We start from the raw sequence: 16,776 nt of genomic DNA, 5'->3' as shown, positions 1-16,776 counted from the left end.
GTCCTCCAGGTCTAGGAGGCGGCAGCCGTGTCGTCCGACCAGATCTGCCACGGCTGCCTGGCCACCCACTCGTCCACCGGCGCCGGACGCACGGACAGCGCCTCGGCGGAGCTGCCGTCGTCGGCCGCCATCAGGTCGGGGCCCGCGCCGCTCGCCATGTAGTGGTAGATGCCCGCGACGCCGGCCGCCCCCTGCGGGCCGATCACCTGGGCCAGCCCCTCCTCGAAGACGTGCGGGGGCAGCGGCACGTACCGCACGTCCCGGCCGAGGCCCTGCGCGAACGAGACCGCGAGCTCGTCGCCGGTCAGGCTCCGCCCGCCGCCGATGTCCAGGGTCCGGCCGGCGACGCCGTCCACCGTCAGCGCCGCGTACACGGCCTCCGCGAGGTCCCGGTGCGAGAGCCAGGCGGTCCGCGTGTCGGCGGGCAGCGGGTAGGCGAGCACGCCCTCCTTCGCCAGCGCCGGGCCGTTCCACGGGCTGAAGAGGTTGTCGAGGTAGACGGGCGGGCGCAGCACCACCAGCTCCACGCCGCTCCCGCGCAGGCTCTCCCACAGCACCGTCTCGGCCAGCCGCCGGGTCTCGAACGCCGCCACATTCGTGTAAGCCTCGGGGACGCGGGTGTTGGAGTTGTACACGACTCTGCGCACGCCGGTCTCCCGGGCCGCCTGCGCGATGTTGCGCGCGTACGTGCCGATCGTCTCGGCGTCGTACACCAGCGGCATCACGACCGACGCGTGCGTGGCCCGCTCGAAGAGGTGGCGTACGTCGTCCGGGTTCGCGAGGTCGCCGGAGGCGAACGCGGTCCCCGCCAGTTGCGGGCGCTCGCTGTCGGGCTTACGGGTCAGGGTGCGGATGCGGTGGTTCCGCTCGGCCAGCAGGCGGGCGACCGCGCCCCCCTGGAAACCGGTCGCCCCCACGACCGCCACGCGCATCGGAATCTGATCGGACATGAGTGTGTAGAGCCCTTCGATAGGGTGAGGCTGTCGCCGGGAACGGCCTTTCCAGGCTGGCGGCGGGGGCTTCGGCCGATCAATTAACAAACCGGGGCGAGGGTTGAGGGATCGTCCAATGGACGCGAGCGAACGAGAAGCCGACGAGGGCGACGACCTGCTCAGCGAGCTGCTGAAGCCCTTGCGTCTCACCGGCGTTTTCGACAGCCGCTGGCACGTGAACGCCCCCTGGGCCATTGAGGGCGACGCCGAGCAGAGCTGCGCCGTGCTGCACTACATCGTCGAGGGCGGGTGCTGGATCAGCGGGGAGGGCCAGACCCCGCTCGAACTGAACGCGGGCGACCTCGCCGTCTTCCCGACCGGGATCGCGCACCGGCTCTCCGACCGGCCGGACCGGCAGGGGGTGCCGCTGCGGGCCGTGCTGCCCGAGCGGCAGCCGGGCACCTCCGGCGAGATCAGGATCGAGGGGACGGGCCCGGCGAGCCGGCTGCTGTGCGCCGGGCTCCACTACGACGCCAGCGCCGCCACCGGGCTCTACAAGGCGCTGCCGTGGGCCCTGGTGCTCGACGGGCCGCAGGTCGCCGCCGAGCCGCTGCTGCGGGACACCCTGCGGCTGCTCGCCGCGCCGGACCGGCCCGTCGGGCCGGGGGACCGGCTCATCACGCTGCGCGCGTTCGAGATGGCGCTGGTCCTCGCCCTGCGGCCGCTGCTGCGGCAACTGGCCGACAACCCGGCGGCCCTGCCGGTGCTGCGCCACCCCGGCATCAGCCGCGCCATGGTGATCATCGCGACGCGGTTCGCGGAGCCGTGGACCATCGAGTCGCTGGCCCGGGAGGTCGGCATGTCCCGGTCCGCCTTCACCGCGGCCTTCCGCAGCCTCGTCGGGGACGCGCCGGCGCGCCATCTGACGGGGCGGCGGATGCAGGAGGCGGCGCGGCTGCTGAGGGAGACGACGGTGGCGCAGTCGGCGGTGCCGCAGCGCGTCGGCTACCAGAGCTCGGTCGGCTTCCACCTCGCGTTCCGCAAGTGGTTCGGCACGACGCCGGGGGAGTACCGGACGGCGGACGGCCTGGCGTAGGGGGCGCTTTCGCGCCCGACTGGCCGGTTCATAAGGACCGGTGGACGGGTGTTCATTGCCGGGACAGGCGCGGCCAGACAGGCTCGGCAGCGGCAGTGCCGTTCCGTATGAGGAGAAATGGTGACGAGGTCCGGTCAGGATTATCTGGAATCGCTGCGAGACGGCCGAGAGGTGTGGCTGGACGGCGAGCGCGTCAAGGACGTCACCCGGCACCCCGCCTTCCGCAACACCGCGGGCTCCATCGCCCGCCTCTACGACCTCGCGCACGACTCCGCGCACACGCCCGTGCTCACCTCGGACGGCGTGCACCGCGCGTACACGGTCCCGCGGTCGTACGAGGACCTGGTCGCGCGCCGCCGCGCCTACAAGGTGTGGGCGGAGGCCAGCTTCGGCTTCCTCGGCCGTACGCCCGACTACATGGCCGGCGGCGCGGCCGGGTTCGCCGCGCTCCCGCAGGTCTTCACCACGGAGTCGTTCGACGGCGCACCGAACGCGCTCGCCTACCACCGGCGGCTCTCCGAGGGCGACCTGTACCCGACGTTCACCATCACCAACCCGCAGATCGACCGGACCAGGTCCGCCTCCGAGCAGGAGGAGGACGACCTGGTCGTCCGCGTCGTCGCCGAGCGGGACGGCGGGATCGTCGTCCGCGGCGCCAAGATGATCGGCACCGGCGCCGTCTTCGGCAACGAGGTCGTCGTCGGGACGATCGAACCGCTCGCCCCGCAGGACGTGGAGCACGCGGTGTGCTTCTCCGTGCCGATCGACACCGCGGGCCTGAAGTTCCTCTCCCGCACCTCGTACGAGGCGCAGGCACGCAGCGTCTTCGACAACCCGCTCTCCTCCCGGTTCGACGAGAACGACGCCCTCCTGGTCTGCGAGGACGTCTTCGTGCCGTGGGAGAACGTCCTCACCTACCGCAACGTCGACGCGAGCTTCGGGATGTGGTGGCAGACCCCGGCGTACGTGAACTTCGTGCACCAGGCCGCCACGCGCTTCTGGACCAAGCTGGAGTTCCTCACCGGCCTGGCCATCCTCATCACGAAGGCCAACAACACCTACCAGCTTCCCCCCGTCACCCAGGCCATCGGCCGGCTGATGGGCAAGGTGGCCCAGGCGAAGGCGTTCGTCCTGGCCGCCGAGGCGTCGTACGAGGACGTCGAGGGAGGGCACGGGGTCAAATGCGGCAAGGAGATCTCCTTCGCGCAGCGCATCATGGCCGGCGAGCTCTACCCGCAGGCCGTGCAGGAGATCAAGATGCTCGCGGGCGGCGGCGTCATCCAGCTTCCCGCGTCCGCCGAGGACCTGCTGCACCCGGAGATCGGGCCGCTGGTGAAGAAGTACATCCGCTCGCCGGGACACCCCGCCGAGGACCGGATCAAACTGCTCAAGCTGGCCTGGGACGCCCTCGGTTCGGAGTTCGCCGGCCGCCACGAGCAGTACGAGCGCTTCTACCACGGCGCTCCGCACATCTATCTCATGCAGCAGGCGTGGGAGGGCGACACCGGCGCGTGCGAGTCGCTCGCGCGGGCCTGCCTGGACGGCTATGCGCTGGGAGCCGGCGGCGGGGAGCAAGCGGCGTCGTGAAGGGCTCCCCGAAGGCGGCCCTCGCGCTGCTCGCCTCCACCCAGCTGCTGCTCATCATGGACACCGCGATCATCAATGTCGCGCTGCCCTCGATCGGTGAGGATCTCGGCTCGGGCTCGGCGGGGCTGTCGTGGGTGGCCAACGCCTACCTCATCACCTTCGGCGGACTGCTGCTGCTCGGCGGGCGCGCCGCCGACCTCCTGGGTCACCGCCGGCTGTTCGTCGCCGGACTCGGGCTGCTGGCGGCGGCCTCCGCCGTCGGCGGGCTGGCCCAGACCTCCGGCGCGCTGGTGGCCGCCCGCGCCGTACAGGGCGTGGGGGCCGCGTTCGCCGCGGCGGCCGCGTTCGCCCTGCTGCTGATCCTGTTCCCCGACGGGCCGGCCCGGCACCGGGCGCTCGGCGCGTTCGCCGCGATGGGAGGACTCGGCGGCGTCCTGGGAACCGTCCTCGGCGGAGTCCTCACCGACCTGCTCGGCTGGCGCTCCACCTTCTGGCTCAACGTCGTCGTCGGACTGCTGCTCGCCGTGCTGGCGCCGCGCCTCCTCGACGGCGGTACGCGTTCCGCCGAGCGCGGCTTCGACCTCGGCGGCGCGCTCACCGCCACCGGTGGGCTCGGCCTGGTCGCGTACGCCCTCGTCGGCGCGGGCGAGGCGGGCTGGACCGGCGGACGGACGCTCGCCGCGGGCGGCGGCGGACTGCTGCTGCTCGCCGCGTTCGCCGTGCTGGAGAAGAGGATCGCGCGACCGCTGGTGCCGCCGGCCGTGCTGCGGCGGCCCGCCCTGCGGCTCGCCAACACACTGAGCGCGCTCGCGCAGACGGCGCTCTTCCCGATGTTCTTCCTCGTCAGCCTCTACCTCCAGAGCGTGCTCGGCCACTCACCGCTCATCGGCGGCCTCGGGCTCCTCCCGCTGTCGGTCGTCGTCGTGCTCACCGCGCCGCAGAGCGGGCGCCTCATCGCCCGGCTCGGACTGCGCTCCACCATGACGCTCGGCTTCGGGCTGCTCTTCGCCGGTACGGTCTGGCTGGCCCTCGCGCTCACCGCGGAGGGCACTTTCTTCTCCACCGTCCTCGTACCGAGCCTGGTGCTCGGCGTCGCGCTGCCGCTGGTCATGGTCACCACCAACGTGGCCGCCACGGCCGAGGCGTCGCCCGAGGAGACGGGGCTCGCCTCCGGACTCGTCAACACCAGCCAGCAGTTCGGCTCGGTGCTCGGTCTCGCGATCCTCGTCGCCGTCGCCACCAGCGTCACGAACGCCTCCGCCGGTGCCGCCGCGACGGCCGAGACGGCGGGCTTCCGGGCCGCGCTGCTCGTCGGCGCCGCCTTCGCCGGCGTGGCCGCCCTGCTCTCCACCCGGTTGCGCCTCCCCGCACCGTCCGGCCTCCCGGCACCCGGGGAGCGGGTGGAGGACGCCGTGAAGTAGAGGACGCGGCGGGCGGCGTTGAGGGGCGCCGCCCGCCCGTGCGCGGGACTCGCCGCGCTCCGGTGCACGTCAGGGCCGCCGTACGGCACGAGCCGTACCGCCCGCGCACGCACCGTCCCGGCCACGCCGGGCACCACGCGAACGGCCGGCCACGAGCCGCCGCCGCGACCGATACGGGGCCGCCACCACGGACCGCACCACCGCACCGCGCACACCTCCGTCGCGCCCACACCGCGCCGGACCACGCCGTCGGCCGCACCGCATGGCATCCACGCATCTCACCGCCCAAGGGGGCAATCCATGATCACGCACGTCACGTACCCGAGGGACGCCGTCGACCTCGCCCTGCCCGGTCTCGACGCACGCAACGAACCGCGTTACCGGATATCCGAGATACGCGCCGCCGACCCCCTGGCCGCCGACCCGCTGCTCGCCGTACTGCCCGCGATGAACCGCGACGCGGACGTGCCGGCCCTCACCGTCGCCCTGCGCACCCTGCTGCCGCTCCCCGACACCGCGGCCCGGTGGAGCGTCGTCGAGGCACTCGCCGCGATGCGCGACCTCGGCATGATCCTCGGCTCGCTCAAACGGCACGGCGCCGAGCCGCTGACCGCCGTCCCCGAGGCCCTGCCGGTTCTGGAGGCGCTGGGGCGGCGCACCGACATGGTGCCGCGCGACACCGTGCACCACTACACGACCTGGAACCCCATCGGCGCACGCCAGCGCATGTACACGGGCGAGGAGATGGAGGGCAACCTCCAGGACGCCGTCCGCATGGTCTTCCCCAGCCTCGCCGCCTCGCTCGACACCTGCGCCGCGCTGGCCCGTCTGGAACCGCACGATCCGGGCTTCGCCGTGTCCCTCGACCGCACGGCGCAGCACGTCCAGTCGATGGTCGACTCCATCGACTTCACCGTCGCGAACGTCTCGCCGGTCTTCTTCGCGCAGACCCTGCGGCCGTACTTCGAGGAAGTGGACGTGGCGGGCCGCGACTACCTCGGCCCGGCCGCCGCCCAGGTGCCGCTGTGGCTGGTCGACCTGACGCTGTGGCAGTGCGACCACAGCAGCCCGGAGTACGACCGGTTCCTCGCCGAGTCGGTGGAGTACTCGCTGCCTGCCTGGCGGGACTTCTACGCCGCGCACAGCGGCGGCGTCTCCGCCGTCTCCAAGCTGGCCGCCGCCACCGACTGGGCGCAGGCCGACCGGCTGTCCCCGCAGCTCGCGGCGTCCGCCGTGTCCCTCGCCCGCGTCCTGCGCATCCTCAAGACCTTCCGGGCCCGGCACATCGGCATCGCCCGCAAGGCGTACAGCGAGGAGGTGCGGCTGTACGAGGTGGGCTCCGGCGGCGCGCCGATCGAGCTGCTGCGTTCCGTGCTCGACCTGACCCGGGACAACGAAACCCTCGTGCGCCGCGCCACCGCGCGTCCGCGCACCCCGGTCGCCTCCCACGCCTGAAGGGCACCCCACCCATGACGCACATCCTGATCGCCGGCGGCGGCATCGCCGGACTCACCGCCGCGCTCAGCCTGCACGCGGCCGGCTTCCGCCGGATCACCGTCGCCGAGGCGGCGCGCGAGATCCAGCCGGTCGGCGCGGGTCTGAACATCATGCCCAACGCCGTGCGCGAACTCGACGCCCTCGGGCTCCTCGGCGCACTCGACCGGCAGGCCGTGCGCACCCGCGAGCTGCGGTACTACCACTGCTCGGGCGGCCTGATCTCGCGCGAGCCGCGCGGTCTCGGCGCCGGCTACCGCTGGCCGCAGCTGTCCGTACACCGGGGCCACCTGCAACTGACGCTGGCCGCCGCGGTGCGCGAACGCCTGGGCCCCGAGGCGCTCGTCGGCGGCGTCCGGGTCAGCGCCGTGACCACGCGGCCGGACGGCAGGCCGCGGGTGAAGCTGGAGCACCGCGACGACACGACCCGCGGGTACGCCGCCCTGGAGCCCGACGTGCTGATCGGCGCGGACGGCATCCGCTCCACCGTCCGCACCGCGCTCGACCCGCGCGGCGGCGAGCCGCCGTGGAACGGGATGCTCGTGTGGCGCGGCACCTCGCGGATGCCCGCGGAGCGGGCCGGCGCGTTCATGTTCGTCGCGGGTTCCGACGTGCAGAAGGCCGTCGTCTACCCGATGACCGAGCCCGACCCCCGGACCGGTGAGGTCCTGGTGAACTGGGCCCTCGCCATGCCGGCCGGGTCCGTCGACGACGCCGCGCGCGGCGACTGGAACCGGCCGGTCCCGGTCGGCAAGTTCCTGCGGCACTACGAGGGCTGGGAGTTCGACGGCGTCAGCGTCCCGGACGTACTGCGGGCTGCCGACCGCGCGTTCGAGTACCCCATGGTGGACATCGACCCCCTGGAGCGCTGGAGCCACGGCCGTACGACGCTGATCGGCGACGCGGCGCACGCCATGTACCCGATCGGGTCGAACGGCGCGACCCAGTCGATCGTCGACGCCCGCGCCCTCGCCCACGCCATGGCGCTCCACGCCGACCCGGCCGACGCGCTCGCGGCGTACGAGGCCGAGCGCCGGCCCGCGATGACCGAACTCCAGCGGGCCAACCGGCGGCTGGGTCCGGAGGTCGTCATCAACATGGCGCACGAGCGGGCGCCCGGCGGATTCACCGACATCGAGGACGTGATCCCGGCCGGGGAACTGGCGGCCGTCTCGGCCCGTTACGCGGCCGCCGGGGCGTTCGACCCGGCCACTGTCAACCTGGGATCGCCGTACGACGTGGGGTCGCACGCCCTGCGATGATCCCCGGCGCTCCCGTGCGCCGTGGCAGCGGGAGGCGGGGCGCCACTACCTTCGTGGAGGAAAGGCCGGACACACACCGCCGTGCGTCCGACCCGGTTCGTATGTCCCCTGCGAAGGTGGAACACGTGAAGGCCATTCGTCGATTCACCGTGCGCCCCGTTCTTCCCGATCCCCTACGACCGCTCAGTGACCTCGCCCGCAATCTGCGGTGGTCCTGGCACACCGAGACCCGCGAGCTGTTCCAGGCCGTGGACCCCGAAGGCTGGGCAGCCTCCGGGGGCGATCCCGTACGGCTGCTCGGGTCCGTACCCGCCTCGCGGCTCGCCGAGCTCGCCCAGGACCGGCGGTTCCTGCGCCGGCTGACCGCCGCGGCGGACGACCTGGACGACTACCTGCGCGGCAGGCGGTGGTACCAGTCGCAGTCGCCGACCCCGGAACTACCCGCGGCCGTCGCCTACTTCTCACCCGAATTCGGAGTCACAGCGGCCCTCCCGCAGTACTCGGGCGGCCTCGGCATCCTCGCCGGGGACCACCTGAAGGCCGCCAGCGACCTCGGCGTACCCCTCATCGGGGTCGGACTCCTCTACCGTCACGGATACTTCCGGCAAAGCCTGTCCAGGGAAGGCTGGCAACAGGAGCACTACCCCCTGCTCGACCCGAACGAACTGCCCGTCTCGCTGCTCCGGGAGGCCGACGGCACGCCCAGCCGGGTCGCGCTGACCCTGCCCGGCGGGCGGTCGCTGCGCGCCCACATCTGGCAGGCGCAGGTCGGACGCGTACCGCTGCTGATGCTCGACTCGGACGTCGAGGAGAACGCGGCGGGGGAGCGCGACGTCACCGACCGGCTGTACGGCGGCGGCAGCGAGCACCGGCTGCTCCAGGAGATGCTGCTCGGCATCGGCGGGGTGCGGGCCGTGCGCGCGTACTGCCGGCTCACCGGCCACCCCGAGCCGGAGGTGTTCCACACCAACGAGGGCCACGCCGGCTTCCTCGGCCTGGAGCGGATCCGGGAAATGGCCGGCGAGGGGGTGGAATTCGACCCCGCGCTCGAAGCGGTGCGCGCCGGCACCGTCTTCACGACGCACACGCCCGTGCCGGCCGGGATCGACCGCTTCGACCGCGAGCTCGTCGCGCGGCACTTCGGCGAGTCCGGCGAGCTGCCGGGAGTCGACGTCGGGCGGATCCTCCAGCTCGGCATGGAGACGTACCCGGGCGGCGAGCCCAACCTGTTCAACATGGCCGTGATGGGCCTGCGTCTGGCCCAGCGGGCCAACGGCGTGTCCACGCTCCACGGCGCGGTCAGCCGCCAGATGTTCTCCGGCCTGTGGCCCGGATTCGACCCCGAGGAGGTGCCGATCACCTCCGTCACCAACGGCGTGCACGCGCCCACCTGGGTCGCTCCCGAGGTCATGCGCCTGGGAGTGCGGCAGATCGGCGCGGGCCGCGCCGAGGACGCCCTGTCGGCCGGCTCCGGCGGCTTTGCCGAGGGAGGGGAGCGCTGGGACGCCGTCACCGACATCCCCGACACCGACATCTGGGACCTGCGGCGCACCCTGCGCGAGCAGCTGGTCCAGGAGGTACGGGACCGCCTGCGCGCGTCGTGGCGCCAGCGCGGGGCCGCCGAGGCGGAGCTCGGCTGGATCGACGAGGCGCTGGACCCGGACGTCCTGACGATCGGGTTCGCGCGGCGCGTCCCGTCGTACAAGCGCCTCACGCTGATGCTGCGCGACCGCGACCGGCTGATGGAGATGCTGCTCCACCCGACGAGGCCGGTGCAGATCGTGGTGGCGGGCAAGGCCCACCCGGCGGACGACGGCGGGAAGCGGCTGGTGCAGGAGCTGGTGCGCTTCGCGGACGACCCGCGGGTGCGCCACCGGATCGTCTTCCTGCCCGACTACGGCATGGGCATGGCGAAGAAGCTCTACCCCGGCTGCGACGTCTGGCTCAACAACCCGCTGCGCCCGCTGGAGGCGTGCGGAACCAGCGGGATGAAGGCCGCGCTCAACGGCTGCCTCAACCTGTCGGTGCTCGACGGCTGGTGGGACGAGTGGTTCGAGCCGGACTTCGGCTGGGCCATCCCGACCGCCGACGGCGCGGCGACCACCGAGGAGCGGCGCGACGAGCTGGAGGCCAACGCGCTGTACGAGCTCATCGAGCAGCGCGTGGCGCCGCGCTTCTACGACCGGGGCCCCGGCGGGCTGCCCGACCGCTGGATCGAGATGGTCCGCCAGACCCTGGTCCGGCTCGGCCCGAAGGTCCTGGCGGGGCGCATGGTGCGGGAGTACGTCGAGAGGCTGTACGCCCCGGCCGCCGAGGCGCACCGCGCGATGGTCCCGGACGCGGCCCGGGAACTGGCGGAGTGGAAGAAGCGGGTGCGCGCCGCCTGGCCCAAGGTCGCCGTGGACCACGTGGAGGCCCTGGCGGCCACCCCGGTCAACGGCACGGCGGAACTGGGCTCGACGCTGAGCCTGCGGGTCCGCGTGGCGCTCGGCCCCCTGCGTCCCGAGGACGTGGAGGTGCAGGCCGTCGCGGGCCGGGTCGACGCGGCCGACGCGATCGGAGAGGCGCAGACCTTCCCGCTGAAGCCGGCGGGCGGCCCGGACCTGGAGGGCCGCTGGATGTACGAGGGCCCGCTGTCGCTCGACCGCACCGGCCCCTTCGGCTACACCGTCCGGATACTGCCGTCCCACCGCCTGCTGCCGCACGGCGCGGACCTGGGCCTGGTGGCCCTGCCCACGGAGGCGACGGGTGAGGGCGCCGGCGTGCTGATGCGCTGACGTCCCGGGCGCCGGCACATGGAACAGCCCTGCGGGAACGGTCTTCCGCTCCCGCAGGGCTGGTCTGCGCTTCGGGCTCCTTACGGGAAGGTCACCTTGAAGCTGTTGATGTAGCCGGTGTCCTGCGCGGCCACGTCCTGGACCTTGAGCTTCCAGACGCCGTTGGCCGTCTCGGAGGACGCGTTGACCGTGTAGGTCGCGACGACGTTGTCGGCCGAGTCGGAGCCGCTGGAGTTCTTCAGCCGGTATGCCGTGCCGTCCGGCGCCAGCAGGTCGACGACCAGGTCACCGCGCCAGGTGTGGACGATGTTGACGTCGACCTTGAGGTTGCTGGGCGCCGCACCCGTCTTGGTCGAGGTGACCGACGAGGTGACCGCGGCGCCGTTGTCCGGGATGGCCACGTCGGCGGTGTTCTCGAACGACGTGCCGGTGCCCGGGTCGCCGCCGCCGGGACGCGTCCCGACGTTGACGCCGGCCCACGCGTCGGCGACGGCCTTGTACTCGGCGCTGGTCGTCCCGTACAGCTCACCGGCTACCGCGAGGGTGCCGGTGCGGGCGCCCGCGTAGTTGGTCGAGGAGCCGAACTTGGTGGTGAGCGCCTTGAACCAGATCTGCGCGGCCTTCTCCCGGCCGATGCCGGTCACCGGCAGGCCGTCGGAGGTCGGCGAGTCGTAGCTGACGCCGTTGACGGTCTTGGCGCCGCTGCCCTCGGAGAGCAGGTAGAACCAGTGGTTCGCCGGGCCGGACGAGTAGTGGACGTCGATGGAGCCGATGCCCGAGTACCAGGCGTCCTTGGACGAGCCGTCCCTGCTCGGCTTGTCCATGTAGCGCAGCGGCGTGCCGTTGCCCCGGATGTCGATCTTCTCGCCGACCAGGTAGTCGCCGACATCCTTGGGGTTGTTGGCGTTGAACTCGACGGCGGCGGCGAAGATGTCGGAGGTGGCCTCGTTGAGGCCGCCCGACTCGCCGCTGTAGACGAGGCCCGCGGTGTTGGAGGTGACGCCGTGCGTCATCTCGTGCGCGGCCACGTCGATGGAGGTCAGCGGCTTGGCGTTGGCGGCCCCGTCGCCGTACGTCATGCAGAAGCAGGAGTCCGACCAGAAGGCGTTGACGTACGCGTTGCCGTAGTGGACGCGCGAGTACGCGCCGACGCCGTCACCGCGGATGCCGCTGCGGCCGTGCACGTTCTTGAAGTAGTCCCAGGTCAGGCCCGCGCCGTACGCCGCGTCCGCGCCCGCCGTCTCCAGGTTCTGCGGAGTGCCGTCGCCCCAGACGTCGTCCGGGCCGGAGAAGAGGGTGCCGGTGCCCGACGTACCCCGGTTGAGGTTGTACGTCTTGTGGTTGCCGCGCCCGGTGTCGGTCAGGGTGTACGACGGGGCTGAGCCCACCGTCACCTGGCCGCTGTACTGGGTGTTGCCGGTGCCGTTGTGGATGGCCTGCCACTCGAAGATCTTCTTGCCGGTGGAGGCGTCGGTGACGACGTGCAGCTCGTTCGGGGTGCCGTCGTGCTGCAGGCCGCCGACGACCGTCTCGTACGCCAGCGTGGGCTTGCCCTGCCCCATCCACACCACCTTGCGCGGGGCGCGGTCGGCCTCGGTCTTCTTCGACCCCTCGGCCCTGGCGGCGGACACCGCCTGCTTCTCCGCGGTGGCCGGGGCGACCTCGGCGCTCAGGTCGACGGACGTGAGCCGCGCCTTGGACGCCTTGGTCACGCCCTCGGTCTTCCCCGCCCCGGTCTCCGCGACGATCAGGTCGCCGCCGAGGACCGGGAGTCCGTCGTACGTGCGCTCGTACCGCGTGTGCGTGGTTCCGTCGCGGTCCTGGACGACGTCGCGTACGGCGAGCCTCTCCTTGGCGCCGAGGCCGAGTTCCCTGGCGGTGGCCGCCTTGGTGGCGTTGGCCTCGCGTATGAGCTCGGCGCGCTCCGCGGGGGAGAGCTTCGCGGGCAGGGCGCCCGGGTCGGGCTTCCCCGCCGCGGCGGTCTTCGGGGCTGCGGTCCGGGGGTCGTCGGCCGATGCGGCGCCGGCCTGTACGCCGACTGTCAGCAGCGCCGCGGCGGTCAGCAGCGCGCCGGTCGCGGTGGCACGTCGTCTGGGCGTGGATCTCACGCGAACTCCTTCTGCAAGGGGGGTGGCGGGCGGCTTGGGTGGGCTGCCCGGGCAGAGCCGTGCGGAGCAAGGTGGAGCGCGGAACGGGGGAAGAGTGACAGGAGCGAGCACTCCCTGTCAGGGGCGCGTCAAGAAGTTGGCCGGAATTCGTCCGTTGCCCGAAGAGCCGTGTTCGTTCAGCGGACGTTTCGCCGGCCGTCACCGCGGCCCTGTAAGAAGTCGGCCGACTCCCGTCCGGGCGTGGGCCGACCGTGTCGTCCGCCGACCGCTCAACTGCGTTTCCCGACCGGTCCGCCGGGGCGCGGGGAGCGGCCCGCGACCTCCTGCCCGCCGGCGTACGGGCGCGCGGAGGGCGGCGGTCGCCGGACAGCCCGCTCCGGTGACGTCCGGCCCGCGGGCCGGACCGTCAGGCCAGGCTGTCCCGCCAGGCCCGGTGCAGTCCGGCGAAGCGCCCCGTACCGCCGATGAGCGCGGCGGGGGAGCCGTCCTCGACGACGCGGCCGTGCTCCATGACCAGCACCCGGTCGGCGATCTCCACCGTCGACAGCCGGTGTGCGATCACCACCGCCGTACGCCCCCGCAGCACGGTGTCCATCGCGCGCTGCACCGCCCGCTCGCCGGGGACGTCAAGGGAGGACGTCGCCTCGTCCAGGATCAGCACCGCGGGGTCGGCGAGCAGCGCGCGGGCGAAGGCGACCAGTTGCCGCTGCCCCGCCGAGATCCGGCCGCCCCGCTTGCGGACTTCCGTGTCGTACCCCTCCGGCAGGCCCGCGACGAAGTCGTGGGCGCCGATCGCCTTCGCCGCCCGCTCGATGTCCTCCCGGGTGGCGTCCGGGCGGCCGACGGCGATGTTCTCGGCGACCGTTCCGGAGAACAGGAACGCCTCCTGGGTCACCATGACGACCCCCCGCCGCAGTTCGGGCACGGCCAGGTCGCGCAGGTCGGTGCCGTCGAGCAGGACGCGGCCCTCGGTCGGGTCGTAGAAGCGCGCGAGGAGCTTGGCGAGCGTCGACTTGCCCGCGCCCGTCGAGCCGACGACGGCCACGGTCTGCCCGGCCGGCAGCGTCAGACTGAAGCGCGGCAGGACCTCGCCGCCCGTGCGGTAGGCGAAGCTGACGCCGTCGAAGACCACCTCGCGGCCGGGGCCGCCGCCCGCCGGGGCGGGCAGCGCGCGCGGCACCGCGGGCTCCGGGACCGTGGGGGCCTGGGCCAGCAGACCCGCGATCTTCTCCAGGGAGGCGGCCGCCGACTGGTAGGAGTTCAGGAACATCCCGAGCCGGTCGATCGGGTCGTAGAGCCGCCGCAGATAGAGCACGGACGCGGCGAGGACGCCGAGCGCCATGCCGCCCTCGGCGACCCGGTACGCGCCCCACAGCACGATCCCCGCGACCGTCGTGTTGGCGACCAGCCGTGACCCGACGACGTACTGGGCCATCTCCAGCAGGCCGTCGCCGTTCGTCCGCTCGTGGCGGCGGTTGAGCGCGCGGAACTCCGCGTCGTTCGCCCGCTCGCGCCGGAACGCCCGTACTGGCCGGATCCCGTTCATCGTCTCCGCGAACTTCACGATGACGGCCGCGATCGCCGTCGACCGCTTGGCGAAGACGACGGAGACCCGGGCCCGGTAGCGCCGCACGAGCAGGTACAGCGGCGCGAACGACAGCACCGCGAGCCCGCCGATGCCCGTGTCGAGCCAGAGGAGCAGGGCGCAGATGCAGACGCAGGAGAGGATGACGCCGATCAGCTCCTGGAGGCCCTCCCCGAGCAGCTGCCGCAGCGACTCCACGTCGGTCGTCGACCGCGAGATCAGCCGCCCGGACGTGTACCGCTCGTGGAAGTCGACGCTCAGCGCCTGCGCGTGCCGGAAGATCCTGCCGCGCAGATCGAGGAGTACGTCCTGGTTGACGCCGGCGGAGAGCCGGATGAAGACGTAGTGGAACAGCCCCGCGCCGAGCGAGCACAGCAGGTAGCCGGCCGCGACGACGACCAGTGGCCCGAAGTCGTCCCGCCGCAGGGCCGGCACGCCCCGGTCGATGGCGTACGCGACGAGCAGCGGACCGGCCTGCACCGCGGCCTGCTGGAGGAGCAGGAGCAGCGCCGCGACGCCCACCCTGGCCCGCCGGGGCCTCAGCAGCGAGCGCAGCAGCGCCCCCGTCGCCCCGGCGGGCGCGGGCAGCGCGTCCCGGTCGAAGGGATCGCCGTCCGTCACCGGCTCGTTCCCGGGCCGGGGCCGCGTCTTCGTGAGCGGCCCGGCGTCCGCCGGTTTCCGTTCGTCCGGGCGGTCGTCCGCGGTGGTCGTCATGGTGTGTCCCCCTTCTCGCCGGCTGCCCCGCCGTCACCCGCCCCGGACATCAGCCAGGCGTACTCGTCACTGGAGCGCAGCAGTTCCCGGTGGGTGCCGACGGCCGCGATCCGGCCGCCGGAGAGCAGCGCCACCCGGTCCGCGAGCAGCACGGTGGAAGGGCGGTGCGCGACCACCAGCGCGGTCGTGTCCGCGAGGACGCGCCGCAGCGCCGCCTCCACCAGTGCCTCCGTGTGCACGTCGAGCGCCGACAGCGGGTCGTCGAGTACGAGGAAGCGCGGCCTGCCCACCACCGCCCTGGCCAGCGCGAGCCGCTGCCGCTGCCCGCCGGACAGGCTCAGCCCCTGCTCCCCGACCTGGGTGGCCGTGCCCTGCGGCAGCCGGTGCGCGAAACCGGCCTGCGCGGTGTCGAGCGCCCGCTCCAGGTCGGCCTCGCCCGCGCCCGGCCCCGCGCCCATCAGGACGTTCTCCGCGACGCTCGCCGAGAAGAGCGTGGGTTCCTCGAAGGCGACGGAGACCAGCTCCCGCAGCCGCTCGCGCGGCAGGGCCGTGATGTCCTGCCCGTCGAGCGTGATCCGCCCGCCCGTCACCTCGTGCAGCCGGGGTACGAGCGCGGTGAGCGTCGTCTTGCCGCTGCCGGTGGCTCCGACGAGGGCCATCGTCTCGCCCGGCCGCACGCGCAGGTCGACGCGGGCCAGTACGGGCGGCGTCCCGTCGGGGGCGTCGGGATAGCGGAACTCGACCGCGTCGAACACGATCCCGTCCCGGCCCGCAATCGCCGCCGGCGCGTCGCCTTCGGTCCGCGACTCCTCGGGCTCGTCCATCACCTCGAAGTACCGCTCGGTCGCCGTCGCCGCGTCCTGGCTGATCGCGAGCAGGAAGCCGATCGACTCCACCGGCCACCGCAGGGCCAGCGCCGTCGACAGGAACGCCACCAGCGTGCCCGCCGACAGGGCGCCGTCGGCGACCTGGACCGTGCCGAGGACCAGCGCCGCCCCGATCGCGAGTTCCGGCAGCACGGTGATGGTGGCCCAGATGCCTGCGAGCAGCCGGGCCTTCACCAGCTCGGTGCCCCGCAAGGTCAGCGACAGCTCGCGGAACGCCTGGGCCTGACTGCGGTGGCGGCCGAATCCCTTGATCACGCGGATGCCGAGCACGCTCTCCTCGACGACGGTCGTCAGGTCACCGACCTGGTCCTGGGATCGCCGGGTGACCCGCGCGTACTTCGACTCGAAGACGAAGCACAGCACCACCAGCGGCGCCACGGGCGCCAGCAGCACCAGCCCCAGCGGCCACTGCTGTTGGAGCAGGATGACGAACCCCACCAGGATCGTCACGCCGTTGACCAGCAGGAACGTCAGCGGGAACGCCAAGAACATCCGCAGCAGCATCAGATCCGTCGTCCCGCGCGAGAGCAACTGCCCCGACGGCCACCGGTCGTGGAACGCCACCGGGAGCCGCTGGAGACGCCGGTACAGATCGTCCCGCATCGCCGCCTCGACCCCGGCCAGCGGCCGGGCCACCAGCCACCGCCGGAGCCCGAAGAGCGCGGCCTCCGCGAGTCCGAGCAGCAGCAGGTACAGCGCCCCCAGCCACACCCCGCCCGGGTCCCGGTCCGCGACCGGACCGTCCACGATCCACTTGAGGACGAGCGGGATGACCAGGCTCAGGCACGACGCCACGACCGCCACGAGCGCCGCCCAGGCCAGCCGGCCGCGCACCGGCCGTACGTAGGGCCACAGGCGCAGCAGTGAACGTACGGCCGATCGGTTCCTGGTGGGTGCATCCGCTCCGGTCATC

10 protein-coding genes are annotated in these 16,776 nt (G+C 73.0%); 6 read left to right on the top strand and 4 right to left on the bottom strand.

The window, feature by feature from the left end; all coding sequences use genetic code 11:
* Positions 1-11: 11 nt before the first annotated feature.
* Positions 12-950 carry an SDR family oxidoreductase gene (locus AC07FK_RS01320; protein WP_479101487.1) on the bottom strand — a complete coding sequence of 313 codons (939 nt, stop codon included), beginning with the start codon at positions 948-950 and terminating at the stop codon, positions 12-14.
* Between the two features lie 118 nt (positions 951-1,068).
* Between AC07FK_RS01320 and AC07FK_RS01315 the strand changes: the two genes are divergently transcribed.
* The 6 genes from AC07FK_RS01315 to glgP all read left to right on the top strand — a co-directional run bounded on the left by AC07FK_RS01315 (position 1,069) and on the right by glgP (position 10,569).
* Entirely contained in the window at positions 1,069-2,028 is a 960-nt protein-coding gene (locus AC07FK_RS01315) for an AraC family transcriptional regulator (protein ID WP_479101485.1), read from the top strand.
* 117 nt (positions 2,029-2,145) lie between these two features.
* Positions 2,146-3,615: a 4-hydroxyphenylacetate 3-hydroxylase family protein gene (locus AC07FK_RS01310; RefSeq protein ID WP_479101484.1), complete on the top strand. Its 1,470-nt coding sequence runs from the start codon at positions 2,146-2,148 to the stop codon at positions 3,613-3,615.
* Complete coding sequence (locus AC07FK_RS01305) at positions 3,612-5,036, top strand: MFS transporter (RefSeq protein WP_479101482.1); 1,425 nt, start codon at positions 3,612-3,614, stop codon at positions 5,034-5,036. Before AC07FK_RS01310 ends, AC07FK_RS01305 begins: the two co-directional genes overlap by 4 nt.
* 300 nt (positions 5,037-5,336) lie before the next feature.
* Positions 5,337-6,491: a monodechloroaminopyrrolnitrin synthase PrnB family protein gene (locus tag AC07FK_RS01300; RefSeq protein ID WP_479101480.1), complete on the top strand. Its 1,155-nt coding sequence runs from the start codon at positions 5,337-5,339 to the stop codon at positions 6,489-6,491.
* A 14-nt stretch (positions 6,492-6,505) separates the two neighbouring features.
* On the top strand, positions 6,506-7,792 hold the full coding sequence (locus AC07FK_RS01295) for an FAD-dependent monooxygenase (protein WP_479101479.1): 1,287 nt from the start codon (positions 6,506-6,508) through the stop codon (positions 7,790-7,792).
* Between the two features lie 125 nt (positions 7,793-7,917).
* Positions 7,918-10,569, top strand: a complete 2,652-nt coding sequence (glgP, locus tag AC07FK_RS01290) for an alpha-glucan family phosphorylase (protein ID WP_479101478.1) — start codon at positions 7,918-7,920, stop codon at positions 10,567-10,569.
* Positions 10,570-10,649: 80 nt separating this feature from the next.
* Here glgP and AC07FK_RS01285 read toward each other — a convergent pair whose 3' ends face one another.
* From AC07FK_RS01285 to AC07FK_RS01275, 3 genes are all read right to left on the bottom strand, one after another.
* Complete coding sequence (locus AC07FK_RS01285) at positions 10,650-12,677, bottom strand: M4 family metallopeptidase (RefSeq protein ID WP_479101477.1); 2,028 nt, start codon at positions 12,675-12,677, stop codon at positions 10,650-10,652.
* A gap of 406 nt (positions 12,678-13,083) precedes the next feature.
* Positions 13,084-14,976 (bottom strand): ABC transporter ATP-binding protein, encoded by a 1,893-nt coding sequence (locus tag AC07FK_RS01280; RefSeq protein WP_479101475.1) that lies wholly within the window; start codon positions 14,974-14,976, stop codon positions 13,084-13,086.
* Positions 14,973-16,775, bottom strand: a complete 1,803-nt coding sequence (locus AC07FK_RS01275; protein WP_479101474.1) for an ABC transporter ATP-binding protein — start codon at positions 16,773-16,775, stop codon at positions 14,973-14,975. The genes AC07FK_RS01280 and AC07FK_RS01275 overlap by 4 nt, the downstream gene beginning before the upstream one ends.
* Position 16,776 lies beyond the last annotated feature (1 nt).

The sequence above is a fragment of the Streptomyces sp. NPDC046122 genome (genome assembly GCF_056429965.1).
The sequence above is the reverse complement of the archived record's forward strand: the minus strand, read 5'-3'. Positions and strand labels throughout refer to the sequence as shown.